24 protein-coding genes are annotated in these 25,240 nt (G+C 74.0%); 10 read left to right on the top strand and 14 right to left on the bottom strand.

Annotated features, from left to right (window positions below):
- The coding region (locus ACLQ2W_RS03585) for a HAMP domain-containing protein (protein ID WP_425785202.1) at nt 1-1,879 on the bottom strand (1,879 nt) is incomplete at its 3' end.
- A gap of 181 nt (nt 1,880-2,060) precedes the next feature.
- On the opposite strand from ACLQ2W_RS03585, the gene ACLQ2W_RS03580 reads away from it, so the two are divergent.
- Nucleotides 2,061-4,121 carry a SpoIIE family protein phosphatase gene (locus ACLQ2W_RS03580; protein ID WP_425785201.1) on the top strand — a complete coding sequence of 687 codons (2,061 nt, stop codon included), beginning with the start codon at nt 2,061-2,063 and terminating at the stop codon, nt 4,119-4,121.
- A gap of 18 nt (nt 4,122-4,139) precedes the next feature.
- On the opposite strand, the gene ACLQ2W_RS03575 is transcribed toward ACLQ2W_RS03580, so the two are convergent.
- A complete protein-coding gene (locus tag ACLQ2W_RS03575) occupies nt 4,140-5,660 on the bottom strand; it encodes an FAD-binding oxidoreductase (protein ID WP_425785200.1) in 1,521 nt (506 codons plus the stop codon).
- 99 nt (nt 5,661-5,759) lie between these two features.
- Between ACLQ2W_RS03575 and ACLQ2W_RS03570 the strand changes: the two genes are divergently transcribed.
- On the top strand, nt 5,760-7,853 hold the full coding sequence (locus ACLQ2W_RS03570) for a S9 family peptidase (RefSeq protein ID WP_425785199.1): 2,094 nt from the start codon (nt 5,760-5,762) through the stop codon (nt 7,851-7,853).
- Between the two features lie 28 nt (nt 7,854-7,881).
- Here the strand turns inward: ACLQ2W_RS03570 and ACLQ2W_RS03565 are convergent, their stop codons facing one another.
- The 10 genes from ACLQ2W_RS03565 to ACLQ2W_RS03520 form a co-directional block, all read right to left on the bottom strand.
- A complete protein-coding gene (locus ACLQ2W_RS03565; protein ID WP_425785198.1) occupies nt 7,882-9,384 on the bottom strand; it encodes an FtsX-like permease family protein in 1,503 nt (500 codons plus the stop codon).
- The gene (locus tag ACLQ2W_RS03560; protein WP_405092005.1) at nt 9,381-10,082 is read right to left on the bottom strand and encodes an ABC transporter ATP-binding protein; all 702 of its coding nucleotides are present in this window, start codon (nt 10,080-10,082) and stop codon (nt 9,381-9,383) included. The genes ACLQ2W_RS03565 and ACLQ2W_RS03560 overlap by 4 nt, the downstream gene beginning before the upstream one ends.
- The gene (locus ACLQ2W_RS03555) at nt 10,079-10,615 is read right to left on the bottom strand and encodes a PadR family transcriptional regulator (RefSeq protein WP_425785197.1); all 537 of its coding nucleotides are present in this window, start codon (nt 10,613-10,615) and stop codon (nt 10,079-10,081) included. The genes ACLQ2W_RS03560 and ACLQ2W_RS03555 overlap by 4 nt, the downstream gene beginning before the upstream one ends.
- A gap of 76 nt (nt 10,616-10,691) precedes the next feature.
- Nucleotides 10,692-11,258 carry a TIGR03086 family metal-binding protein gene (locus ACLQ2W_RS03550; protein WP_425785196.1) on the bottom strand — a complete coding sequence of 189 codons (567 nt, stop codon included), beginning with the start codon at nt 11,256-11,258 and terminating at the stop codon, nt 10,692-10,694.
- A 344-nt stretch (nt 11,259-11,602) separates the two neighbouring features.
- A complete protein-coding gene (locus tag ACLQ2W_RS03545) occupies nt 11,603-13,141 on the bottom strand; it encodes a SpoIIE family protein phosphatase (protein WP_425785195.1) in 1,539 nt (512 codons plus the stop codon).
- Nucleotides 13,142-13,143: 2 nt separating this feature from the next.
- Nucleotides 13,144-14,493: a sensor histidine kinase gene (locus tag ACLQ2W_RS03540; RefSeq protein ID WP_405092002.1), complete on the bottom strand. Its 1,350-nt coding sequence runs from the start codon at nt 14,491-14,493 to the stop codon at nt 13,144-13,146.
- The gene (locus ACLQ2W_RS03535) at nt 14,490-15,503 is read right to left on the bottom strand and encodes a SpoIIE family protein phosphatase (RefSeq protein ID WP_425785194.1); all 1,014 of its coding nucleotides are present in this window, start codon (nt 15,501-15,503) and stop codon (nt 14,490-14,492) included. The genes ACLQ2W_RS03540 and ACLQ2W_RS03535 overlap by 4 nt, the downstream gene beginning before the upstream one ends.
- Nucleotides 15,500-15,919 carry an ATP-binding protein gene (locus tag ACLQ2W_RS03530; RefSeq protein WP_107154601.1) on the bottom strand — a complete coding sequence of 140 codons (420 nt, stop codon included), beginning with the start codon at nt 15,917-15,919 and terminating at the stop codon, nt 15,500-15,502. Before ACLQ2W_RS03530 ends, ACLQ2W_RS03535 begins: the two co-directional genes overlap by 4 nt.
- Nucleotides 15,916-16,329: an STAS domain-containing protein gene (locus ACLQ2W_RS03525; RefSeq protein ID WP_405092000.1), complete on the bottom strand. Its 414-nt coding sequence runs from the start codon at nt 16,327-16,329 to the stop codon at nt 15,916-15,918. The genes ACLQ2W_RS03530 and ACLQ2W_RS03525 overlap by 4 nt, the downstream gene beginning before the upstream one ends.
- A complete protein-coding gene (locus ACLQ2W_RS03520) occupies nt 16,329-17,186 on the bottom strand; it encodes an STAS domain-containing protein (RefSeq protein WP_425785193.1) in 858 nt (285 codons plus the stop codon). Before ACLQ2W_RS03520 ends, ACLQ2W_RS03525 begins: the two co-directional genes overlap by 1 nt.
- 159 nt (nt 17,187-17,345) lie before the next feature.
- Between ACLQ2W_RS03520 and ACLQ2W_RS03515 the strand changes: the two genes are divergently transcribed.
- A complete protein-coding gene (locus ACLQ2W_RS03515) occupies nt 17,346-17,702 on the top strand; it encodes an STAS domain-containing protein (protein WP_053652127.1) in 357 nt (118 codons plus the stop codon).
- A gap of 10 nt (nt 17,703-17,712) precedes the next feature.
- On the opposite strand, the gene ACLQ2W_RS03510 is transcribed toward ACLQ2W_RS03515, so the two are convergent.
- Nucleotides 17,713-19,005, bottom strand: a complete 1,293-nt coding sequence (locus ACLQ2W_RS03510; RefSeq protein WP_425785192.1) for an MFS transporter — start codon at nt 19,003-19,005, stop codon at nt 17,713-17,715.
- 49 nt (nt 19,006-19,054) lie between these two features.
- Here ACLQ2W_RS03510 and ACLQ2W_RS03505 point away from each other — a divergent pair, with 49 nt between their 5' ends.
- From ACLQ2W_RS03505 to ACLQ2W_RS03490, 4 genes are all read left to right on the top strand, one after another.
- Nucleotides 19,055-19,738 (top strand): FadR/GntR family transcriptional regulator, encoded by a 684-nt coding sequence (locus ACLQ2W_RS03505; protein WP_425785191.1) that lies wholly within the window; start codon nt 19,055-19,057, stop codon nt 19,736-19,738.
- Between the two features lie 39 nt (nt 19,739-19,777).
- Nucleotides 19,778-20,248, top strand: coding sequence for a large conductance mechanosensitive channel protein MscL (gene mscL / locus ACLQ2W_RS03500; protein WP_405091996.1), 471 nt, complete (start codon nt 19,778-19,780; stop codon nt 20,246-20,248).
- A 77-nt stretch (nt 20,249-20,325) separates the two neighbouring features.
- The gene (locus ACLQ2W_RS03495) at nt 20,326-20,574 is read left to right on the top strand and encodes a hypothetical protein (RefSeq protein WP_107154595.1); all 249 of its coding nucleotides are present in this window, start codon (nt 20,326-20,328) and stop codon (nt 20,572-20,574) included.
- A 29-nt stretch (nt 20,575-20,603) separates the two neighbouring features.
- Nucleotides 20,604-20,969, top strand: coding sequence for a hypothetical protein (locus ACLQ2W_RS03490; protein ID WP_107154594.1), 366 nt, complete (start codon nt 20,604-20,606; stop codon nt 20,967-20,969).
- 375 nt (nt 20,970-21,344) lie between these two features.
- On the opposite strand, the gene ACLQ2W_RS03485 is transcribed toward ACLQ2W_RS03490, so the two are convergent.
- A complete protein-coding gene (locus ACLQ2W_RS03485; protein WP_425785190.1) occupies nt 21,345-22,565 on the bottom strand; it encodes a benzoate/H(+) symporter BenE family transporter in 1,221 nt (406 codons plus the stop codon).
- 55 nt (nt 22,566-22,620) lie between these two features.
- Between ACLQ2W_RS03485 and ACLQ2W_RS03480 the strand changes: the two genes are divergently transcribed.
- The 3 genes from ACLQ2W_RS03480 to ACLQ2W_RS03470 all read left to right on the top strand — a co-directional run bounded on the left by ACLQ2W_RS03480 (nt 22,621) and on the right by ACLQ2W_RS03470 (nt 25,212).
- Entirely contained in the window at nt 22,621-23,148 is a 528-nt protein-coding gene (locus tag ACLQ2W_RS03480) for a helix-turn-helix domain-containing protein (RefSeq protein WP_425785189.1), read from the top strand.
- A 93-nt stretch (nt 23,149-23,241) separates the two neighbouring features.
- Entirely contained in the window at nt 23,242-23,961 is a 720-nt protein-coding gene (locus ACLQ2W_RS03475) for a PP2C family protein-serine/threonine phosphatase (RefSeq protein ID WP_107154591.1), read from the top strand.
- 51 nt (nt 23,962-24,012) lie between these two features.
- Nucleotides 24,013-25,212, top strand: a complete 1,200-nt coding sequence (locus tag ACLQ2W_RS03470) for a GNAT family N-acetyltransferase (RefSeq protein WP_425785188.1) — start codon at nt 24,013-24,015, stop codon at nt 25,210-25,212.
- Nucleotides 25,213-25,240 lie beyond the last annotated feature (28 nt).

Here is a 25,240-nt window from a genome sequence, read left to right as displayed (position 1 = left end):
GCGTCACCTCGTCCGCGAACGACGAGAGCTGGTCCACCATCGTGTTCACCGTGGACTTCAGCTCCAGGATCTCGCCCTGCGCGTCCACGGTGATCTTCTGCGACAGGTCGCCCTTGGCGACCGCGGTGGAGACCTGGGCGATGTTCCGCACCTGGGCGGTCAGGTTGGACGCCATCGAGTTCACGTTGTCGGTGAGGTCCCGCCAGGTGCCGGCCACGCCGCGTACCTGGGCCTGACCGCCGAGCTTGCCCTCGGTGCCCACTTCACGCGCCACCCGCGTCACCTCGTCCGCGAACGACGAGAGCTGGTCCACCATCGTGTTCACCGTGGACTTCAGCTCCAGGATCTCGCCCCGGGCGTCCACGGTGATCTTCTGCGACAGGTCGCCCTTCGCCACCGCCGTGGTGACCGACGCGATGTTGCGGACCTGGGAGGTCAGGTTCGACGCCATCGAGTTCACGTTGTCGGTCAGGTCCCGCCAGGTGCCGGAGACGCCCTTCACCTGCGCCTGCCCGCCCAGCTTGCCCTCGGTGCCCACCTCACGCGCCACCCGGGTCACCTCGTCCGCGAACGACGAGAGCTGGTCCACCATCGTGTTCACGGTGTTCTTCAGCTCCAGGATCTCGCCCTGCGCGTCCACCGTGATCTTCTGACCCAGGTCGCCCTTCGCCACCGCGGTCGACACCTGGGAGATGTTCCGGACCTGGCTGGTCAGGTTGCCGGCGAGCTGGTTGACGTTCTCGGTGAGGTCCCGCCAGGTGCCGGAGACACCGCGTACCTGGGCCTGGCCGCCGAGCTTGCCCTCGATGCCGACCTCACGCGCCACCCGGGTCACCTCGTCCGCGAACGACGAGAGCTGGTCCACCATCGTGTTCACGGTGTCCTTCAGCTCCAGGATCTCGCCCTGAGCCGCCACCGTGATCTTCTGACTGAGGTCGCCCTTCGCCACCGCCGTGGAGACCTGGGCGATGTTGCGGACCTGCGAGGTCAGGTTCGACGCCATCGAGTTGACGTTGTCGGTCAGGTCCTTCCAGGTGCCGGCCACGCCCGGCACCTGCGCCTGCCCGCCCAGCTTGCCCTCGGTGCCCACCTCACGCGCCACCCGGGTCACCTGCTCGGCGAACAACCGCAGCGTGTCGGTGAGCGAGTTCATGGTGTCCGCCAGCTCGGCCACCTCGCCGCGCGCGCCGACGGTGATCTTCTGCGACAGGTCGCCCTTCGCCACCGCGGTCGCCACCTGGGAGATCGACCGCACCTGGCCGGTCAGGTTCGACGCCATGGTGTTCACCGAGTCGGTGAGGTCCTTCCAGGTGCCGGCGACGCCGCGCACGTCGGCCTGGCCGCCGAGCTTGCCCTCCGTGCCCACCTCACGGGCCACCCGCGTCACCTCGTCGGCGAACGACGAGAGCTGGTCGACCATGGTGTTCACGGTCCGGCCGATCCGCAGGTACTCACCGCGCAGCGGGCGCCCGTCGATCTCCAACGCCATGTGCTGGGACAGGTCACCGTCGGCCACCGCCACGATGACCCGGGCGATCTCGGTGGCCGGCCGGCCCAGGTCGTCGATCAGCGAGTTGACCGCCCGCTGCCCCTCCGCCCAGGAGCCCTCCAGGCCCTCGTCGTCGAGGCGCTCGGTCAGCCGGCCGTCCCGGCCGACGATCCGGCTGATCCGGCGCAGGTCCAGCTGCTGCCGTTCCTGGAGCGACACCACGTCGTTGAACGCGTCGGCCACCTCGCCGGAGCGCCCCGCCCGTCGCGGCAGGCGGACCCGGAGGTCGCCGCGAGCCACCCGCTGCAACGCCTCGACCAGCTCGCCGAGGAGCGCCTCGTGGTCGGCGGCGGACGGATCCGCGCTCACCGACTGTTTCGCCGTGGTCATCATTCCTCGCTCAGCTCGGGGCCCACCGGCTCGTGCCGACACGCGGCCATCCCATCATTCTGCCGCGCGATCCGTCGAGGTCACGGCGGGCCCGGGGCGCGTCACGGACGGTATCTGCCCGAGTTTCCGGGTTCGGGCGGGGTGGTTGGCAGTCGGGGTGGCGGCGGTGGAGGATACGGAGGTGGCAGCGGATGCGGGGCCGGCCCACGGCGGCGGCGCGGACGAGCACGTCCGACGCGTCCGCCTCCCCGCCGACCGGCGCACCCCCGCGGCGGCCCGGGCGCTGGTGCGGGCCATGCTCCTCGAAGCCGGCCTGCCCGAACTGCTCAACGAGGCGCTGCTGCTCACCACCGAGCTGACCACCAACGCGGTCGAGCACGCCCGCACCGAACTGGACATCGAGGTCGAGGCCGACCCCGCCGGGTTCACGGTCACCGTCACCGACTTCGCCTCCGGCCCGGTCGACGAACTGGTCGTCGGCGTGCGCAACACCACCGCCGACATCACCGAGGTGGCCGCGCGCGGTCGTGGCCTGCTGCTCGTCGACCACTTCGCCAGCCGGTGGGGCACCACGTACCTCCCGACCGGCAAGGGCGTCTGGTTCCGCCTGGACCGGCCCGGTCGGGGCGGGCCCGCCCGGCTGTCCGCCGCACCGGCCCGGGCCGGCACGGAACGCCCGGACCAGGGCACGCCGAGCGCCGCGGCGATGAGCGAGCTGATGCAGACCACCCCCGACGCGTACGCCGACGATCCGCTGCCCGAGTTCGCCGCCGGGCTGCTGACCCGGGTCGGCGAGATGGTGGGCGCGGCCGGCGGCACGGTCCGACTGGACCGCGGGGACGGGCAGGGCACCCAGGTGTTCGCCCGCTACGGCCGGGCCCCCCGGGAGGGCAACGAGCTGCTGCGCGTCCCGCTCGCCGTGCACCGCCCGTACGCCGGCGAGCTGGAACTGGACGCGGCACCCTCGGCGTACGCCCGGCCGCTCGCGGTGCTGGCCGCCGAGCGGCTGTCGCTGCACCTGGAGAACGACCGGCTGCGTCGCGCCGACGTCCGCCGGTCCGCCTGGCTGACGTTCCTCGCCGAGGCGAGCGAGCTGCTCGCCCAGTCGCTCGACGTCGAGCTGACCATGGCGCTCGTGCCGCAGCTCGTGGTGCCCCGGCTCGGCCAGTGGTGCGCGGTGCACACCACCGACGAATGGGGGCGGCTGCGTCTCGCCGCGTCCAGCCACGCCGACGAGGCGATGCTGCCCCACCTGCACCGGGTCCTCGCCGAGACCGGCCCGGACTCGATCCAGTCCCGGCTGCGCGAGGCGTCCCGCAGCCAGACGCAGGTGCCGCTGGGCGGGCCGATGGAGGGCTTCGCCGTCCCGTTGATCGCCCGCGGGCAGCGGCTCGGCACGCTCGCCGTGGGCCGCCACCAGCGGCACCGGCACGACCCCGACGAGGTCTCGGTGCTGGAGGACGTGGCCCGGCGGGCCGCGCTCGCCATCGAGAACGCCCGCATCCACGCCGAGCGTCGCCGGGTCGCGCAGACGCTCCAGCAGTCGCTGCTGCCGCCGGTGCTGCCGGTGGTCGAGGGCATCGGCTTCGCCGCCGAGTACGTCCCGACCGGCGACGACGCCGAGGTCGGCGGCGACTTCTACGACGTGGTCCCGCTGCCGGACGGTCGCTGGCTGGTGGTGGTCGGGGACGTCTCCGGCAAGGGCGTGCAGGCCGCCGCCGTGACCGGCCTGGTCCGCGACGTGATCCGGGTGCTGGTGGGCGACGGCAAGCCGCTGCCGGAGGTGCTCGGCCGACTCAACGAGACGCTCGTCGAGCGGGGCGGCGGGCGCTACTGCACGCTCGCGCTGGCGGCGGTCACGCCCGGCGACGGCGACCAGCTCGACGTCTCCCTGCACCTGGCCGGCCACGACCGGCCGGTGCTGCTGCACGGCGGTGGCGGCGCGACGTTCGTCGGCGCCAGCGGCACCGCGCTCGGTCTGCTCGACGCCATCACCACCCCGACGGCCGAGCTGGCGCTCAAGCCGGGCGACGCGCTCATCTTCTACACCGACGGGGTGACCGAGCGGCGGCGCGGCCGGGAGCTGTTCGGCACCGAGCGGCTGCGTGAATCCGCAGCGCCGCTGGCCGGCTATTCCGCCGACGTGGTCGCCGCCCGCCTGCGCGCCGCCACCATCGCGTTCTCCGCCGAGCCGCCGCGCGACGACATCGCCGTCCTGGTGCTCCGCAACGACATCCCCTGACCGTCCACGTGGCTCGGGTCAGAGGCCACCGGGGAGACGGCCGGGGGCCAGCCGGCGGTGCGGATCCAGGTGCGCCTTGGCGCTGCGCAGGCGCGGCAGGGCGGGCAGCTCGCCCCAGAGGTCGACGCTGCGGCGCACCGGGGCCGGCGCCGCCACCACCACGCACCGGCCCTGCCGGGCGATCAGCACGCTGCGGACCGCGGTGAGGATCGAGGCGACCCGCTCGGGTGCCAGCGACCCGGGCAGGGCGGCGTACGCGGAGCCGATCCCGGCGGAGCCGCGCACCGGCATCGGGGTGCCGGCGGCGTCGCGCAGCGCGTAGACCGCGGCGTGCAGGTCGGTGGCGGGCAGGTCGATGCGCAGCGCGGTGTCGCCCGGGGTGAACGGATAACGGCCCCACCACTCGGGCGCGTGGCGGTTGACCACGGCCTCACCGCCGAGCACGGCGGTCAGTCGCTCGGCGCGTCCCGCCACGTCGGACGGGCCGCCCTCCAGCAGCACCACCAGGCTGCCCACCGCCGGCCGCCCGGTGACCGCCGGATGGTCAGGGCGGCCGACCACCGAGGGATGGCTGGCGGGGATCCGGCGGCGGGGCAGGGGGATCGGGACCGGCAGGTCCAGCTCGACGGCGGCCGGATCGACTCCGGCGGCCTGCACCGCGCGGACCAGGTCGGGCAACTCCAGCGGCGACCAGAGCGGGCGGGACACCCAGACCCGGCCGGCCGGCGCCGCGTGCACCCGCATGGTGGCCGAGACCAGCACGCCGAGGCCGCCCTGCGACCCGCACAGCAGCCGGGCCACGTCCAGCCCCGGCAGGTCGCCGCGACCGAGCACCGCGCCGCCACCTCCCGGCGGCCCGCCACGGGCGAACTCCGCCGTGCCACCGTCACCGCCCGGACCGCCCATCCCGACACCGTGCTCATCGGCCGCGAACAGGCTGGCGACGTCGGAGCCACTCGCCGGGGCCGCGCGTTCGAGCCGTGCCGTGCCGGACTCGCCGACGCTTACCAGCTCGCCGTCGGCGTCGAGGTAACGCACGCCGACGAGTTGCGCGCACGGGCTGCCGTGCCGGTGGCGCAACGGGCCGGCCTCGTCGGCGGCCAGCACCCCGCCCAGCGTCGCCCCCGGCGAGGGCGCGTCGACCGGGAGCCGGCGGCCGGTGCGGCCCAGCGTGGCCTGGACCGCCCGCAGCGGCGTGCCGGCGCCGATCTCGGCCACCGCGGCGTCCCTCGGCTCGTGCCAGACGCCGGCCAGCCGGCCGGTGTCGAGCATGATGTCGACCCGGCCCGGGGCGGCACCCCAGTCGATCTTCGTGCCGGCGCCGCGCGGCACCACGGTCAGGTCGTGCGCCGCCGCCAACCGGAGCACCTCGGCGGCGGCACGAGGGCCGCCCGGCACGGCCACCCAGCGGGCGGTGCGGCCGGCCACCTCGTCGGCCGGGCCGGCGAAACGGGCGAACGGACGGCCGCAGATCTCGGCCAGCTTCCGGGTGATCTCGAGGGCTCCGGGTCGGTCGGTGGAACGCGCAGCAGCCGCCATGGCGGCAATCGTACACATGTTCGAAAATGCTGGCGGCGCGTCGCCGGCTTCGCGCGGCGCGGAGCCCGGCGGCGGCCCGCCGACCGGTAACGTGACGCCGTGACCACGACCCCACAGCCCACGGCGAAGCGCGTTCCGGCCGAGCGGACCCACCACGGTGACACCGTCGTCGACGAGTACGCCTGGCTCACCGCCAAGGACGACCCGGAGACGATCGCCTACCTGGAGGCCGAGAACGCCTACACCGAGGCGCGCACCGCGCACCTGGCCGAGCTGCGGGCCGAGCTGTTCGAGGAGACGCGCCGACGCACCCAGGAGACCGACCTGTCGGTGCCGACCCGCAAGGACGGCCACTGGTACTACACCCGCACGGTCGAGGGGCAGCAGTACGGCGTGCGCTGCCGGCGCGCCGTCCGCCCCGGTGAGACCACGCCCCCGGTCAGCGCGGACGGCGCCCCGCTCGACGGCGAGGAGGTGCTGCTCGACGGCAACCAGCTCGCCGAGGGGCACGACTTCTTCTCGCTCGGCGCGTTCGACGTGAGCCCGGACGGCCGCTGGCTGGCCTACTCCACCGACTTCTCCGGCGACGAGCGGTTCACGCTGCGGATCAAGGACCTGTCCACCGGCGAGCTGCTGCCCGACGAGGTGCCCGACACGTTCTACGGCACGGCGTGGTCCGGCGACGCCTCCACGCTGTTCTACGTCACCGTGGACGACGCGTGGCGGCCGAACCGGGTGTGGCGGCACACCGTCGGCACCGGCCCGGGCGAGGACGTGGTGGTCCACCAGGAGGACGACGAGCGGTTCTGGGTGGGCGTCGAACTGACCCGCTCCGAGCGCTTCGTGGTCATCGACATCCACAGCAAGATCACCAGCGAGGTCCGGGTCATCCCGGCGGCCAACCCCACCGGCGAGCCGGCGATCGTGGCCCCGCGGCGGCAGGGCGTCGAGTACGCGGTCGAGCACCACGGCCACCGCTTCCTGATCCTGCACAACGACGGCGCGGAGGACTTCGCGCTGGCGTACACCTCGGCCGACGCGCCGGGCGACTGGACGCCGCTGATCCCGCACACGCCGGGCACCCGGCTGGAGTCGGTCGACGCGTTCGAGAACCATCTCGTGGTGTCGCTGCGCAGCAACGGGCTCACCGGGCTGCGGGTGGTGCCGGTCGGCAGCGACGACAGCTGGGACATCGACTTCCCCGAGCCGATCTACAGTGTCGGGCTGGACGCGAACCCGGAATACCGCACCGGCGCGATCCGACTGCGCTACGCCTCGCTGGTCACGCCCGAGTCGATCTACGACTACGACCTGACCGGCCGCGAGCTGACGCTGCTGCGACGCAAGCCGGTACGCCCCGGCCCGGACGGGCGGGCGTACGACCCGGCCGACTACGAGCAGCACCGGGACTGGGCGCTGGCCGACGACGGCACCCGGGTGCCGATCTCCCTGGTCTGCCGCCGGGACACCCCGCGCGACGGTTCCGCGCCGGCGGTCATCTACGGCTACGGCTCGTACGAGGCCAGCATGGACCCGTGGTTCTCGATCCCCCGGCTGAGCCTGCTCGACCGCGGCGTCATCTTCGCGGTCGCGCACATCCGCGGCGGCGGCGAACTGGGCCGCCGCTGGTACGACGAGGGCAAGCTGCTGGCCAAGAAGAACACGTTCACCGACTTCGTGGCCTGCGCCCGGCACCTGGTCAAGGCCGGCTGGACGGCGAGCGACCGGCTGGTCGCCCGGGGCGCCTCGGCCGGTGGCCTGCTGATGGGCGCGGTGGCCAACCTGGCCCCGGACGCGTTCGCCGGGATCGTCGCGCAGGTGCCGTTCGTGGACGCGCTCTCCTCGATCCTCGACCCGTCACTGCCGCTGACGGTCACCGAGTGGGAGGAGTGGGGCAACCCGCTGGACGACCCCGAGGTCTACGCGTACATGAAGTCGTACACCCCGTACGAGAACGTGACGTCGGCCGACTACCCGGCGATCCTGGCGGTGACCAGCCTCAACGACACCCGGGTGCTCTACCACGAGCCGGCCAAGTGGATCGCCCGGCTGCGCGCGCTCGCCCCGCAGGGCGACTACCTGCTCAAGACCGAGATGGGCGCCGGCCACGGCGGGCCCAGCGGCCGGTACGACTCCTGGCGCGAGGAGGCGTTCGTCAACGCGTGGACGCTGGACCGCCTCGGCCGCGCGTAACCCCGGCGGCGTCGGGGGGCCGGCCGGCTCAGGTGGCGCGCAGCTCCTCCACGGACGTGGCGGCGCGCAGGAAGAGCAGGCCGGCCACGACCGTGACCAGCACCGCCGCCAGCCCACCCGCCGCGAACCAGGCGAGCTGCTCCCACGGCACGTCCGGCGTGACCGTCACCTTCGGCACCCATTCGGTACGCGGCTCGCCGCCGTTCGTGCCGCACCCCGCTGTGTCGGCGGCGCAGACCTGCTGCACGAAGCCGCCGCCACTGGGTGCCGGCATCAGGCCGGCGACCAGCAGGTAGCCGACGGCCAGCGCGAGCCCGATCGCCGGCACCGCCGGGGCGAGCGCCGCCCAGAGCAGCGCACGGCCGATGGTGGGCCGGGGCACGCCGGTGGCCACCTGGGCCGCGTACGCCCGCCGTCGGCTGGTGATGCCCTCGACCACGGCCACCAGCAGCCCGCCCGCGGCGATCGCCATGGCCACCGCGACGGCCAGGTCGGCCAGGTCCATCGCGCCGAGGTAGAAGTCCGGGTCGGACAGGCCGCCGCCGGTGCGACGGGCCAGTTCCGCCTCGGCCTGGAAGTCGGCCCGTACACCGGCGACCCCGGCCCCGAAGATCAGCGCGGCCAGCAGCGCGGCGAACGTGCGGCTGCCGGCCCACGGGTCGGCGATGAGCCGACGCGCGGCGAGCAGCGCGGCCGGACCGCGCCCGTGGCGGTGCAGCAGCCGCCCGGTGGTGTACGAGATCCAGCCGGTGCCCGACACCACGCCGATCATGGCGGTCAGCCCGCCGAGCGTCAGCAGCAGCGGCACCACCGAGTCGGGCGGCGCCTGGTCGCGTCGCTCGTACCACAGCCCGATCGGCCGGATCGCGGCGAACGACGCCAACGCGACCAGGATGAGCAGGCCCGGCCACGGCCACGGCGCCTTCGTGCGGACCCGGCGCACCACGCCGAACGGGGTGGTGGTGACGCGGCGCAGCAGCAACGCGCTGGCCAACGCGGCGACCAGCGGCAGGCCGAGCACCACGGCGGCCACCACAACCGGGCCCGGGTGCACGTCGGTGGGAAGCGGCAGCCGCCCGTCGGCGGCCGGCCGGTGCAGCAGCCGACGGCCGACCTCGAACACGGCCAGGCCGGTGCCGGTGCCGAGCAGGCTCGCCACCCCGGTCTCGGCGACCGCGAGCCCGGTGACCTGGCCCGGGGTCGCCCCGGCCAGCCGGAGCGCGGCCAGCCGCCGGTCGCGCCCGGGCGCGCCGAGGCGGGCGCACTGCCCGGCCAGCCCGAGCACCGGCACGCAGAGCAGCAGCAACGCGAACGCGACGCCGGGGCGCAGGCCGGGCTCGCGCAGCAGCGCGTTGGTGTACTGCGCGGACTCCGTCCAGTCGTGACCGGGCGGTTTCGCCACCGTCAGCACGGTCAGCGCGGCCAGCCCGGCCAGCGTCGCCAGCGCGGCGCTCAACGCGGTCAGTGCCACCCGCGCACCGTCCGTGCGGGTGCCGGCCAGGGTGAGTCGCAGCAGCGTGCCCGGCCTCACCGCGTGCCGCCCGGCAACGCCGGATCGAGACCCAGCCCGCTGTGGTCGACCATGCCGTCGCGCAGGCTGACCTCCCGGTCGGCGTACCCGGCGATCCGCGGCTCGTGCGTGATCAGCACGACCGTGGTGCGTTGCTCCCGGGCCAGCCGGACCAACTGGGTGAGCACCTGCTCGCCGGCGAGCGTGTCGAGCGCGCCGGTGGGCTCGTCGGCGAAGAGCACCCGCGGCTCGGTGACCAGCGCCCGGGACAGCGCGCAGCGCTGCTGCTGCCCGCCGGACATCTCGCCGGGCCGGACGTCGGCGACCTCGGCCACGCCGAGCCGTTCCAGCCAGGTGAGCGCCGCCGTCCGCGCCGCCCGTCGTCCCGTGCCGGCGAGAAGCAGCGGAAGCGCGACGTTCTCCGCCGCGGTCAGCTCGGCGACGAGCTGACCGAACTGGAACAGCACCCCGAACTCGGTGCGGCGCAGCCGGGAGCGGGCCGACTCCGACCACGTGTCGATCCGCTCTCCCCGCCAGGTCACCTGGCCCGCGTCGGGGCGCAGGATGCCGGCCAGGCAGTGCAGCAGCGTGGACTTGCCGCAGCCGCTCGGACCGGTCACCGCGAGGATCTCGCCCTCGGCCACGTCGAGCGTCACGCCGCGCAGCGCCGGTGTCGGGCCGTACGCCCGGACCACGCCGCGCGCTTCCAGGAACGTCACGAGTGCACCTCCCGGTGCCAGTCGGCGACCCGGTCCAGGGTGGTGTGCAGCCACCGCAGGTCCGCGTCGAGGTGGGCGATGGCGAAGTCGGCGGCGACCACCTCGTCGAGGTGGGCACCGGGGGTGGTCTTGACGGCGGTCAGCTCGCGCAGCCGTGCGGTGTGCGCCCGGCGCTGGGCGATCAGGTAGGCGCGGGCCTGGTCGGCGTCGGCCACCAGCAACGCGACCACCACCTTGGCGAAGAGCGTGCTGGCCACGTACGGCATCGGTGGCTCGACGGTGGCCAGCCACCGGTCGAGCGTGGCCCGTCCGTCGTCGGTGAGCGCGTAGGCGGTGCGGTCCGGGCCGCCCTCCCGGTCCTGGCCGGCCGGCGCCACCAGGCCGTCCCGGTGCAGCCGGGCCAGCGTGGCGTAGACCTGGCCGAAGGCCAGCGGCCGGGCCCGGGGCAGCCGCTCGTCGTGGGCGCGCTTCAGCTCGTAGCCGTGGCGTGGCCCGGCGGCGAGCAGCCCGAGCAGAACGTGCTGAGTGGACACGGCATCACTATTCGCTGAGCGAATAGCGGTGTCAAGAGCGGCCCGCGTCGGCCCGGGCCGACGCGGGCCGGTCGGTTCAGCGGCTCCAGGCCGGGTCGCGCCCGGTCCGGCCCAGCAGTGCGTCCACCGTGCCCGGGGCCGCGTCGGTCGGCACCGGCGCGGCGAACACGCCCATCCGCTGACCCATGTCGCCCCGCTCGTCCAGGAACTCGTGCAGGGCCGCCACCACCGACGGGTCCACGGTGAACTCCTGGTCGGTGGCACGGGCCAGGTCCCAGCCGTGCACGGTGAGATCGATCAGGGCCATCGACCCGATCGTCTTCTGGGGCACGCCCATGCCCGCCGAGACGCCCTCCAGCACGGCCGGGTCCGACCACGTCTCGACCAGCCGCGTCGCCTCCTTCGGGAACCGGTCCCGCCAACCGCTGGTCAGGTGGTCGGTCCGGACCGACCAGTCGACCTCCTCGCGCCGGGCCAGCGCCTCGAAGTTGACCACCACGTCGAACAGGTGGTTGAGCAGGTCACGCACCGTGTAGTCACGGCACGGCGTGGGTCGGTCGAGGTGGTCGTCGGAGATGCCCCGCACCACCGCCACCGTGCCCGGCTCGGCGAGGGCCAGCAGCTCACTAGTCTTCGTACTCATAGGACCCAGGGTATGGGGGCGGTCTTGAAGAAATGCGACACCCGAACCGCGGCCGGCGGGCGCATCGGTTCGATCGAACCCGATGCATTGCGTTGCGTAACCGCGGTCGGCGCCGTCGAGGTGAGGCCGGACCGCCTTTGCTCTGCAGCCAGGGACGCATCGCGCACGTAAGGTGATGACGCCGCCCGGCCGCCGCAGCACCGCTCGACCCGAAGACCCTGCTCAAGACCGTGCTGCGCCGGTGGCTGCAGAGCAAAGGCGGCGGAAGCCTTCACCCACCGCCCGAGCCGACGGACACCGTCAGTAACCACTGCGGACAACTACGGTGAGTGGTCGACCGGAAGTCAGCGGCGGCGGACCGCCACCACCGCGACATCGTCGTGGATCTCCGGCGGCGCCAGCTCGATCAGCAGCCGCCGGCAGAACTGGTCGAGGTCGTCGTCCACCCGGGTGGCCACCACGCCGAGCGCGGCCATCCCGTCGTCGATGGTGGCGTCCCGACGCTCGATCAGCCCGTCGGTGTAGAGGACGAGCGTGGCGCCGGCCGGCAGCACGAACTCCAGGTCGGGCGGGCGGGGCGCGCGCACGCCGAGCAACGCCGCGGACTGCGAGACGAACTCGACCCGCCCGTCCCGGCTCAGCAGCGGCGGCAGGTGCCCGGCGCTGGCCATCCGGATCAGCCCGGTGCCCGGGTGGAGCAGCAGCACGCAGATGGTGGCCAGCTCGTTCGGCAGCAGCGTCCGCATCAGCTCGTTGACCCGGTCCAGGATCATGCCCGGCTGGTGCCCCTCGACCGCGTACGCCCGGACCGCGTGCCGCAGCTCGGCCATCACGGTGGCGGCGTGCAGCGAGTGCCCGGCAACGTCGCCGATCGCCACCAGCAGGTGCCCGTCGAGCATCACCAGCTCGTAGAAGTCCCCGCCCACCTCGGTCTGGGCGCTCGCCGGCTCGTAGCGGACGGCCAGGTCCAGGCCGGCCACCTCGGGCAGCCGTCGCGGCAGCAGGCTGCGCTGGAGCGTCACCGCGATCCGATGCTCCTCGTCGAAGGAACGCTGCGCCTCCACCGCCGACGCCACCGCCTGGGCGAGCTGCACCAGCACCGGCGTCTGCACGGTCTGGGTGGACGTCGGCACCACCACGTAGAGCGGGGCCCGGTCCTCCCGCAGCCGCGAGGCGGCCACGGTCACCGTGTCCCCCTCCGGCCAGTCGGTCAACGGCCAGTTGCCCGGCTGGTCCACCCACACCCGGGTGCCGATCGGCACGCCGGTGTCGTCCACCACCCACGGCACGATCCCGGCCGGCGTGTGCGGGTCGGCGGCCACGCCCGCCAGGCAGTCCCCGTCGAACGTCTCGGCGACCACCGCCGCCGGCGACCGGAAGATCCGCGCGGCGCCGGACGCGGCGGCCTCCAGCAGCCGGACGAAGTTCGACGACGCGTGCATCTCCACCGTGGCGTCGGCCAGCGCGGCCAACCTCTCGGCGAGCTGCTCGGCCCGCCGCCGGGCCTGGTAGTAGCGCAGCACCGCGTGCGCGGTGGCGACCAGTTCCTCCGGCTCGATCGGCTCGGCCAGGTACGCGTCCGCGCCCCGGGTGAGCCCCTGCGCCCGGTCGACCACGTCCACCGCGTGCGCGGAGACGTGGATGACCGGCACCGACGGATGCGCCTCCTTGATCCGCTCGCAGACCTCGAAGCCGCTCATGTCCGGCAGTCGCACGTCGAGCACGACCAGGTCGACCGGCTCCCGGGCCACCCGCTCCAGCGCCGCCGTGCCGTTCTCGGCCTCCACGGTCACGAACCCGGCCCGGGTGAGCCAGTTCACCAGCAGGTAACGCTTCGGGCCGCTGTCGTCGACCACCAGCACCGTCGCCGGCCCGCCCTCCACCGTCACGCTCCGCCCACGGGTAGGACCACGGTGAACGTGCTGCCCCGGCCCGCTTCGCTGGTCAGCTTCAACGTGCCGCCGAGCAGGGCGACCAGCCGCCGGGCGTACGGCAGGCCGAGGCCGGTGCCGCCGACCCGGGTCGTGCCCGGCACCTGGTAGAACTCCTCGAAGATCCGTTCGTGCAACTCGGGCGGGATGCCGACGCCGGTGTCGGTCACCGAGAGCGACCACACCTCGTCCCGACGCTCGGCGCGCAGCCGCACCTCGCCCCGCTCGGTGAACTTCAGGCCGTTGTGCAACAGGTTGCGCAGCACCTGGGCGAGCAGCACCTCGTCCGAGCGGACCGTCGCCGGGGCCGGCGGCTCCTCCACCACCAGCTCCACCTCGGGTCGGGTGGCCAACGCCCGCAGCGTGCCGCGGAGCTGCCCGAACACGGCCCGCAGGTCGACCTCGGACCAGTCCGGCTCGATCCGGCCCGACTCGGCCTTCGCCAGATCGAGCAACTCGTTCACCAGCGCCAGCAGGTCACCCGCGGAGGACCGGATCAGCCCCACCTGGCGGGCCTGCTCGCCGGTCAACGGATCGGAGGCGGAGTCGGCCAGCAGCCGCCCCAGACCGATGATCGCGGTGACCGGGGCACGCAGCTCGTGACTGACGTTGGCCAGGAACCGGCTCTTCGACTCGCTGGCGGCCCGCAACTGGGCGGACTTCTCGTCCAGCTCGGCGTAGAGCGCCACCACGCCACGGTTGGTCTCCTCCAGCTCCTCGGTGAGCTGGTTGTAGAGCGCCATCACGCCCTGGTTGGTCTCCTGGAGCTCGGCGTTGAGCACCGCCAGCTCGTCCCGCTGCGAGCGCACCTCGTCGAGCGCGGCGATGAGCTGCGCGTTCTGTGCGGCCAACTCGTCCAGCGCGGAACCCGGAGCGCGCTCCGCCAGCTCGGCGCGGAGCTGGTCGGCGCGTTCCGGCGTCAGCTCCTCGGCGTGGTCCGGTACTCGTCGGGACATCCTCACGACGGTAACGCCCTCGACCGACATCACCCGCAACGAGTCCACGAGACGAGCGACCGCGCCGGACCGCGGCTCGTACCGGCCGCCGGGGAACGGACGGACCGGAGACAGGTCCACCCGCAGCTCCGCCCGACCGGCCGGGCCGGCCCGGTCGACGGCGAACGTGACGTCGGCGCCAGCCACCCCGTGCAGCAGCTCCCGCGCCACCTCGCTGAGCGCGGTGGCGATCCGGACCTGGTCCTGGTGCTCCAGCCCGATCGCCGCGGCCACCTCCCGGCCCCGCTGCCGGACCAGGAAGATGTCCTGCTCGACCCGGAGCGCCAGGTGCAGGAGCGGTTCGGTCATGGGGCCACCCGGGCGACCAGGACGCAGGCGTCGTCACGGCGGATCCCGGCGTCGCGGAGCAACGCGGCGGCGGCCAGCAGCGGCGGGCGGGCGACCAGCCCGGGGTAGTCGTCCAGGTCCCAGCGGTCCACCACGCCGTCGCTGTGCATCACCAGCGTCGCGCCGGGCGGGAACGGGTAGTCGTACCCACGAACCGTGGGGCGCTGGTGCCCGGCGATGCCCGGCAGCGACACCAGGCCGCGCCGCCGCTCGCCGGTGGCCACGATCATGGCGGCGATGTTGCCCAGGCCGGCGTAGTGCAGTTGCCCGGTCCCGGCGTCGGGCTCGGCCACCGCGAGCGCCGCGCCACGGGTGTGCGAGATGGCGGCGTGCAGGTGCCGCACCACGGTGTCCGGCGGGCCGGCCGGGGCCGAACGGAACGCGGCGACCGCGGCGCCGGTGGCGGCGGCGGCCAGCGGGCCGTGCCCCAACCCGTCGCAGACCAGCACCTGCCGCCGGCCCTCGACCAGCCGGACCGCGTACCCGTCGCCGCTGTCCTGCTCGCCGGTGATCGGCCGGGCCAACCCGCCGGCCCAGTCCGGCGCCGGTGGCGGACCGTCCCAGATCTGGGCGGTCTGGACCGTGCCCCGGCCGGGTCGCGAGTAGGCGTCGAACCGGCTCGACTGCCGGGCGATCGCGCCGAGGCCGATGCCGAGCGTGCCGACCGTGGAGTGCCCGTCGGCCGAGGAGACCGTGAGATCGGCCATGCCCGGACCCGAGTCGATGGCCACCAGTTCCACCCCGGCCCGCCCGTCCCGACGCGCCGGACGGAGCAGCAGGGCACCCTCGCGGGCGTGCTTGACCAGGTTGCTGGTGATCTCGGCGGTGACGATGGCCAGATCCGCGATGCGCTCCCTGCTGAGCCCGAGCTGCCCCCCGAGCCGCTCGGCCACCCGGCGTACGCCGCCGGCCGTCGCGCCGTTGTCGACCCGGAACCACACGCCGTGGTCGGGGACCACGTCGGTGCTCATCGCGACCACTTGGTGATGGTGATCTCCGTGCCCTCGCCGACGGCGGTCCGGATGTCGAAGTCGTCGACGAGCCGACGGGCGCCGCTGAGGCCGAGGCCCAGCCCGCCGCCGGTGGTGTAGCCGTCGGTGAGGGCCAGGTCGAGGTCGGGAATGCCCGGGCCCTGGTCGGCGAAGACGATCCGGACGCCGCGCCGGCGGCCGTCGGAGACCGTGGTCACCTCGGCGCTGCCCCCGCCGCCGTAGATCAGCGTGTTGCGGGCCAGCTCGCTGGCGGCGGTGACCAGCTTGGTCTGGTCGACCAGGGAGAGCCGGACCGCGACCGCGGTGGTCCGTACCAACTGCCGGACCCGCACCACGTCCTCGTCGCTACGGATCGCCTGCGTCGCCGGCACCCCCAGGTCGACGCCCGTGGTCATGGCGTCGCCGTCGTCTCGGTGTCCTCGTCGTCGACGAGCACCGCGTCCCAGTCGTCGGCGCGACTCGCCGCGATCAGCTCCATGCCGCGCTCGACGTTCAGCGCGGTCCGGATGCCGTTGAGCGACAGCCCCAGCTCGACCAGCGTGATGGCGACGGCGGGACGCATCCCGACCACCACCGTCTCGGCGTCCAGCACCTTCGAGATGGACGCGATGGTGGAGAGCATCCGGCCGACGAAGGAGTCGACGATGTCCAGCGCCGTGATGTCGATGATGACGCCGTGGCAGCCGGTGGCGACGATCCGCTCGGCCAGGTCCTCCTGGAGCTGGATCGCCGTCTGGTCGGACATGTCGACCTGGATGGAGACCAGCAGGATGTCGCCGATCTTGAGGATCGGCACCCGCTCCATCACGACTCCCGGCGGGCGCGGCGGGCGGTCTCGACCCCGGTCAGGCGCAGCACGTGACGGAGCGCGTCGGCCAGGCTCGCCTTGGTGGCGATGTCGCCGAACTCGATGCCGAGCGCGACGATCGTCTGGGCGATCTGCGGGCGGATGCCGGAGATGATGCAGTCGGCGCCCATCAGTCGGGCGGCCACCACCGTCTTGAGGATGTGCTGGGCGACCTGGGTGTCCACCGCCGGCACGCCGGTGATGTCGATGATCGCGTACGGCGAACCCGTGTCGACGAGCGTCTGGAGCAGCCGCTCCATCACCACCTGGGCACGGGCCGAGTCGAGCGTGCCGACCAGCGGGACGGCGACCACGCCCTCCCAGAGCTTGACCACCGGGGTGGAGAGCTCCAGCAACTGCTCCGCCTGGTCGGCGATCAGGCTCTCCCGGGCCCGGACGAACGTCTCGAAGGTGAACAGCCCCATCTGGTCGATCAGCGAGGAGAACGCGACGAAGTCGCGGAGCGTGCCCTCGCCCCGCTCCTGCTCCATCAGCTCCAGCAGGACGTCCTTGATCGCGAACACGCTGATCGCGGTCTCGGTGGCGCTGAATCCCTGGCGGGCCCGGTTGGTGGAGATCTCGGCGAGCACCGCCCGCAGCTCCCCACCGTGCTCGTCGGCCAGGTCGCCGATGCCCTGCCGGCCGGCGTCGGCCACCGCGCGGTGCAGCTCCTGCACCTGGCGGGCCAGCTCCGCCCGGCTGAGCCGGCCGCGCAACGAGCCGGCGACGATCTCGATCCAGCGGTTGGTCAACCGGTCCTCGTGCTGACTCAGCAGTTCGGCGAGCCGACCGCCCTGCTCTGCGCCCAATGCCACGTTGACCTCCCAGATCTGGACGGGCGGACTCTATCACCGGGGGTTGCCGCACTACTTGCCACGGGACAAAGAAATGATCGACAGCACCTGTGCCGGCTCCCGTTCTGCGCGGCGCGGTCATTGTGGGATACCGTTCCCCCGAACACAGGAGGTCGACGAATGTCCCTGACGGTGCACACGGAACAGCGCGGCGACGTGGTCGTGGTGTCGGTCGCGGGCGAGCTGGACATGGCCACCGCACCGCAGCTCCAGGATCAGATCACCGACCTGCTCGACAAGGGGCGCAGCCGCCTCGTGTTCGACCTGGCCGAGGTGTCGTTCTGCGACTCGACCGGGCTGTCGGTGTTCGTCCGCGCCAAGAACAGCTGCGACGAGGCCGGCGGCGTGGTCCGGTTGGCCGCCCCGCAGCGCGGCGTGCTGCGCATCCTCGAGGTCAGCGGTCTGGTCGAGGTGCTGCACACGTACCCGACGGTGGACGAGGCCGTCGCGGGCGAACCCACCCCGGCCTCCTCCTGACCGACTCCGCTCAGCGCTCGTCCTCGATGTAGCGGGGACGAGCGATCACCATGCCCGCGGTCGTCTGCACGGCGAGTGCCACCAGCAGGAAGCCGAGCGGGGCGGTCCAGCCGCCGGTCGCCTCGTAGAGGATGCCGACCAGCAGCGGGCCGAGCGCGGCGATCACGTACCCGGTGCTCTGCGCGAAGGCGGAGAGCGCCACGGTGCCCTCGGCGGTCCGGGCCCGCAACCCGATCGTGGTCAGGATGAGCGGGAACGCGCCCTGGCCGAGTGCGAGCAGCAGCACCCAGAGCGGCGCCAGGCCGCGCGGGGCGAGCGCCAGTCCGACGTACGCGGCGGTGGAGAAGGCGGTCAGCGACAGCACCAGCGGACGCAGGGTGGCCAGCCGGCCGGCCAGCGCCGGCATCGTCAGCGCCACCGGCACGCCGAGCGCGGTCACGCCGGCGAGCAGCAGGCCGGCCGCCTCGGGCCGGTAGCCGGCGTCCCGGAAGAGCTGGGCCAGCCAGCCCATGATCGCGTACCCGCTGAGCGACTGCGCCCCGAAGTAGACCGCCATGGCCCAGCCGAGCCGGGTCCGGCCGGGCCGTACCCGCGCCGGGGCGGCGACGACCGCCGGGGTCGCGGCCCGGTCGGCGGCCCGGCGCGCGGCGCGCGCCCGCAGCGCCAGCGGCACCCACGGGATCACGGCCAGCGCGGCCAGCCCGGCCCAGACGCCGAGCCCGGCCCGCCAGGAGCCGAAGGCGTGGGCCACCGGCACCGCGGAGGCGGCGGCCACCGTCGTGCCCACCGTCAGCGCCATCGTGTACGCCCCGGTGACCAGCCCGGTGCGGTGCGGGAAGTGCTGTTTGACAAGCATCGGCAGCAGGATGTTCGCCACCGCGATGCCGGCCAGTGCGAGCGCGCTGGTGAGCACGAAGACGGCCGCCGAGCCGGTGACCGCGCGCAGCACCTGCCCGGCGGTGAGCGCGATCATGGCCAGCACCAGCACCCGGGGCGCCGCCCAGCGGCGGACCAGCCACGGGGTGAGCGCGCCGAGCCCGGCGAACGCGATGGTGGGCAGCGTGGTGACCAGGCCGGCCATGGTGCCGGAGAGGCCCAGCCCGACGCGGATCTCGTCGAGCAGCGCGCCGAGGCTGGTCACCGCCGCCCGCAGGTTCAACGCGACAAGCAGCATCCCGACCAGCACCAGGAGTCCGCCGCGCGCCGGGGAGACCGCCGGCGGGTCCGGGGCGGCCGCCGGCGCCGGCCCGGGGGTGACGTCGGCGGTGGGCGCGGTCGCGGTGGGCGGGGGTGGCGGCGTCATGACCTCGAACCTACAATCATGGGATGAATTTCGGCAGCAGGTGTAACCGGTGACACCCGCCGTGGATTCCGTCGTCGTGCCGCCGCGCGGCCACCGGGTCCACCGGACGATCGAGCAGCTCCGGGCGCGCATCCTGGGCGGCGAGTGGCCGGTGGGCGCCCGCATCCCCACCGAGCCGCAGCTCGTGGCCGCGCTCGGCGTGGGGCGGAACACGGTCCGCGAGGCGGTCCGCGCCCTGGTGCACGCCGGTGTGCTGGAGTGCCGGCAGGGCTCCGGCACCTACGTGGTGTCGACCGACGAGCTGGCCCCGGTGGTGGCCCGCCGGCTCACCGACGACCGGATGACCGAGGTGGTCGAGGTCCGGCGCGCGTTCGAGGTGGAGGCCGCCCGGCTCGCCGCGCTGCGGCGTACCCCCGAGGACCTGGCGGCGCTCGACGCCGCGCTCGCCGCCCGGGAGGCCGCGTGGCGCTCCGGTCGGGTGGACGAGTTCGTGGAGGCGGACGCCGCGCTGCACACGGTGGTGGTGGCCGCCGCGCACAACGCCATGCTCGCCGAGCTGTACGCCTCCGTCGGCGCCGCGCTGCGCCGCACCGTCGCGCAGGCCATGGGGCCGACGCTGACCGCCGAGCGGTACGTCGACCACGGTCGACTGGTGGCGGCGATCCGGGCCGGCGACCCGACGCGGGCAGCGATCGAGGCCGGTGCGTTTCTTGAGGGGCCGGCCGAGGCATAGGTTGTGCCGGACGCAGATTCGGACAGCACGGGAGAGCGAATGCTCAAGGGCTTCAAAGACTTCATCATGCGTGGCAACGTCGTCGACCTCGCGGTCGGCGTCGTCATCGGTGCCGCGTTCACCGGCGTGGTCACGCAGCTGACCAAGTCGTTCCTGGAACCACTGGTTCGCGTGTTCATCGTGTTGATCACCGGCAACAAGAACGGGCTCACCGGCTCGACCCCGAGCTTCCGGGGCATCCCGTTCGACTGGGTGGCGTTCATCAACGCGTTGATCACGTTCATGCTCACCGCGGCGGCCCTGTACTTCCTGGTCGTCTACCCGATGAACCGGCTCGCCGAGCGGCGCAAGCGCGGCGAGGAGCCGCCGCCCTCCGCGCCCAGCGAAGAGGTGAAGCTGCTCACCGAGATCCGGGACGCGCTGCTCGCCGGCAACCACGGCACGCCCGCCCAGCGCGGCGCGCTGGACGACGTGCTCGGCCGCCGGCAGGAGCCGCCGGCCCCGCGCTGACGCCATAGCCCACCGGCCCCCGCGGAGATTCCGCGGGGGCCGACCCGAATCGAACACATGTTCGATAGAGTCCCGGCATGGAGCAGCGTAGGCACTGGTGGAACGGGAAATGGGGCCGGCTCGCCCGGCGGGACGTCTTCCTCCGGGTGGACGGCGACCGCTGGCACGTGGAGCAGCGCGCCGGTGGCGCCGAGGGCGTCTCCCGCTTCTACGAGCACACCAGTGTCGAGGAGGCCGAGGAGACAGTCCGCGCGCTGCTCGACGGGCCGGACACCTGGCGCGAGCTGTCCCCCCGCCCGCCGGGCGGCTGGGCCCCCTCCGTTTAGCGCCCGCGCGCCCCGGGAACCGCTTCGGCATGAGCCAGCAGCAGGACACCGTCTCCCGGGTCACCACCGGCATGCGGGTGGTCGACTCCACCGGCGTCGAGGTGGGCACCGTGGATCTCGTCCAGCGCGGCGACCCCGCCGCGGTGACCGTGGAGGCGCCCGCCCCGGTCGACCCGGGCAGCAGCCTCGACGAGCTGATCGAGTCGGCCGCCGTCGACGAGCCGGACGTGCCCGCCGACCTGGCCGCGCGGTTGCTGCGCGAGGGCTACCTCAAGGTCTCCACCGAGCTGGCCGACACCGGCGCGGTCTACGTGCTGGCCGACCGGATCGCGGCCGTGGCCGACGGCGCGGTCCGACTCACCGTCCCGGCCGCGGAACTGCCCGCCGAGGAGTGACACCGCATAGGCGCCGACGTCTCCCTTTGCGAGGTGCCGCCAGCCTTCGCGAGGTGCCGCAAGGTCACGGACCAGTGCGCGGTCGGTGTCGGGGTGGCCGCGATGCGGCGGCGCGGGTCGGCTCATCCGAGCCCGTTCCGCACGGCCCGGACACCTGCTCGTGGCTGCTACAAACTTGATGGCGTAGATGGCTCACGACCGGTGAACCGTTCACGCCATCAAGTTCGTAGGCGCTTCGGGCACACTTCAGCACGTCGGGAAGCAGGACCCGTGACCGGCGGTCGACGAGCCCAGCGCCAGGACGCGGCCGGGAGCCAGGACGCGACCGTGAGCCAGGACGCGGCCAAGCCCTTGTGGCGCGAGCCGGCCAGATGGTCAGCCCGGCCGATGTGACACCGCCAGATCGGGGCCGACTTCGGGACGTCCGTCGGGATCGGCCGGCGGGGCAGCGGGCGGGCGGCGGAAGAGCAGGAGCATCAGGCAGCCGGCGACCAGGCCCCAGAACGCGCCGCCGATGCCGAGCAGGCTGACCCCGGACGCGGTGACCACCAGCGTGACCACGGCGGCCTCCCGGGTGTCCGGCTGGGCGACCGCCGCCGACACCGCGCCGGCCAGCGCGGCGAGCAGCGCGAGCCCGGCCACCGCCTCGACCAGCACCGGCGGGGAGAGCAGCACCAGGGCGGTCGCCACGCCAGCGCCGAGGCCGAGCAACGCCATGCCGATCCCGGCGGTGACCGAGGCGATCCAGCGCCGGTCCGGGTCGGGGTGGGCGTCCGGGCCGGCGGCGAGCGCGGCGGTGATCGCGGCCAGGTTCACCGCGTGGCCGCCGGCCGACGCGCCGAGCGTGGTGGCGAGCCCGGTGACCCGTAGCGCGGAGCCCAGCGGCGCCCGGTAGCCGTAGCCGGCGAGCACGGCGGTGCCGGGCACGTTCTGCGCGGCCATGGTGACCAGGAAGAGCGGCAGCGCGAGCCCGACGACGGCGGGCAGCGTCCAGGTCGGCACGGTCAGCGCGACGACCGGGGCGACGTCCAGCCGGGCCGGGCCGGAGGTGGTCAGCGCGATCGCCACCACGGCCACCGCGAGCGCGCCGGGCACCGCCCAGCGGCGCGCGAACCGGTGCAGCAGCAGCCAGACGAGCACCACCGGCCCGGCCAGCCGGGGCACCTCCACCAGGGCGCGTACCGGCGCGGTGCAGAGCGGCAGCAGCACCCCGGCGAGCATGGCGGAGGCGACCGGGGCGGGGATCGCCGCGACCGCGCGGCCGAGCGCGGGGATCAGCCCGGCGGCGATGATCAGCAGACCGGTGAGCAGGAAGGCGCCCACGGCGGCGGGCCAGCCGCCGGGGACCGGCCCGGTGGCGACCAGCAGCGCCGCGCCCGGCGTGGACCAGGCGATGGCGAGCGGCAGCCGGTGCCGCAGACCGAGCCAGACCGCGCAGGCGCCGCTGGCCACGCAGAGCGTGAGCAGGCCGGAGGCGGCCTGGGCCGGGTCGGCGCCGACCGCGCGCAGCCCGGCCAGCACGACGGTGAACGAGCTGGCGAAGCCGACCAGGGCGGTCACCACGCCGGCCAGGACGGGTTGGAGTCGACCGGCCACGCTTCCCCCTCCGGTGTTCCGTTTACGGAACGACATGATGTAGCACCATAGCCCCATGGACGTCGGCCCGCGGATCCGCGCCCTCCGGATGGAACGGGGGCTCTCCCTCTCCGAACTCGCGCGGCTGGCCGGCGTCGGCAAGGCCACGCTCTCCGGCCTGGAGAACGGCGTCCGCAACCCCACCCTGGAGACGCTGTACGCGATCACCGCGCAGCTCGGGGTGCCGCTGACCGCCGTGCTGTCCGCCCCCGAGCAGACGCCGACCGTACGCGGGGCCGCCGTGGGCGCGACGCTGCTGGAGGTGTTCCACGACCGCGACGCGACGTACGAGCTGTACCGGATGCGGGTCAGCCCGGGGCCGGCGCAGCTCTCCCCCGCCCACCAGACCGGCGTCACCGAACACGTGACCGTCTTCTCCGGCGTGCTCCGGGCCGGCCCGGAGCACGCCCCGCTCACCGGCGGCCCCGGAGAGTATCTGCGCTGGACCTCCGACGTGCCGCACAGTTACGCCGCGGTGGGCGAGGAGCAGGTCCGGGCCAGCCTGCTGTTGCGCTATCCGCGTCCATCCGGGAAGGACGGTTGACGGATACCCGGGATGCAAGTCGGTGACATTTCTTTCCATCGACCCGGCAGCGCGTAGAGACGCGGAGCGGGTCTTCTTGGCAAGCTTGTCCCCATGACGCTCATCCTCCGCTCGGCCATCCTCAACGACGTCGGCCTCGTCCGGACCAACAACGAGGACTCCGCCCTCGCCGGTGACCGCCTGGTGGCGGTGGCCGACGGCATGGGCGGCCTCCCGGCCGGCGAGGTGGCCAGCGAGATCGTCATCCGGATCCTGGACGAGCTGACGCCGCCCACCGGCGCCGAGGAGGCGGCCGACGCGCTGCGCGCCGTGGTCAGCACCGCCAACCAGCGGATCCGGGCGGCCATCACGGTGGACCCGGCCCGCGACGGCATGGGCACGACGCTGACCGCTGCGCTGCTGGCCGGTGACCGGCTGGTCCTCGCCCAGGTCGGCGACTCCCGCTGCTATCTGCTGCGCGACCACGAGCTGACCCAGCTCACCCGCGACGACACGTTCGTGCAGGCGCTCGTCGACCAGGGCGCGCTCTCCCGCGACCAGGCCCGGCACCACCCGCAGCGCTCGCTTGTCACCCGCGCGGTGCAGGGCCAGGACGCGCCGCCTGCGGTGGGGGCGCTCACCGTCTTCCCCGGCGACCGGCTGCTGCTGTGCAGCGACGGCCTCTCGGACTACGTGGAGGACGCCGCCATCGCCGCCGCGCTCGCCACCTACGGCGACCGGCAGCAGTGCGGCGAGCAGCTGGTGAAGCTGGCCCACCAGGCCGGCGCACCGGACAACGTCACGGTGGTCATCTCCGACGTCGCCGAGGCCTGACGGCGACCCATTCGGGTTGCGACCCGGGGGCGGGCACGTTGGGATGAACGGATGCACATTCGCCGGCTGAGCGCCGAGGAACGCCCGACCACCAGCTTCCCGCTCCAGGCGTACGCGTTCGAGGCGTCGCCGATGACGCCGGCCCGGACCGACGAGTTCCGCGCCTACCTGCCGACCAACGCGGGGAACACCACACTGGTGGTCGAGGAGGACGGCGTCGCCACGGCCGCGGCCTCGGCGATCCCGATGCGGCAGAACCTGCGCGGCGCGGTGCTGCCGATGGCCGGTGTCGCCGGGGTGGCCACCCATCCGCTGGCCCGCCGGCGCGGGCACGTCCGGACGCTGATGCACCAGCTCCTCGACGGGATGCGGGACGAGGGGCACCAGCTCAGCGCGCTGTACCCGTTCCGGCCCTCGTTCTACGAGCGCTTCGGCTACGCCGGGTTGCCCCGGCGGCGTACCGCGGTGTTCGCCCCCGCGGAGCTGGCGCCGCTGCTGCGCGCCGAGCTGCCCGACGAGCTGGTCTGGGAACGGATCGGGACGGGCTACCCGCGGTGGCGCGCCTACACCGACCGGTGCCTGCGCGAGCGCCACGGCTTCGCGGTCTTCCCCGACTTCCGGGCGGTCGGCCTGCGCGAGCGGGACGACCGCTGGCTGCTCAGCGTGGTGCGCGACGGCGAGACGGTCGGCGCGGTGACCTACCGGATCGACGACCACGCCGGCACGCTGGTCGCCGACGACCTGCTCTTCGACGACCCGTACGCCCGGGCGTCGCTGCTCCAGTTCTTCGCCCGGCACGTCGACCAGGTGAACCGGGTCAGCGTCGAGCTGGGCCCCGATGAGCTGCCCGAGTTGTGGCTCACCGACTTCGACGTACGCGTCGAGACGCGGGCGCACCGGCCCGACTCCTCCGCGCCGATGGCCCGGCTGCTCAGCCTGGAGGCGCTGGCCGACCAGCCGGTCGGGGTGGGCCGGGTGCTCGTCGAGCTGGTCGGCGACCGCTGGCTCGCCGGCCGGCACCTGCTCGACGGCACCACCGGCAAGCTGGCGGTGCTGCCGGCCGACAGCGCCGCCGAGGGCACCGTGCCGGCGGCCCGGCTCACCGCCGCCGGGCTGTCCGCCCTGGCGTACGGCGTGCTCGACCCGACCGAGGTGGTGGTACGCGGGCTGGGCGAGGTGCCGGTGGACGCCGCCGTCGAGCTGCGTCGACTCTTTCCACGTGAGCTGCCCTACCTGTTCGCCGACTTCTGATCGGGTTGCCGGTGCCGGGCCGGGGGTA

Origin of the sequence: Micromonospora sp. DT227, assembly GCF_049841835.1 — a bacterium.
GTDB lineage: Bacteria > Actinomycetota > Actinomycetes > Mycobacteriales > Micromonosporaceae > Micromonospora.
Note: the sequence above shows the minus strand (reverse complement) of the source record. Positions and strands in the feature narration are given on the sequence as shown.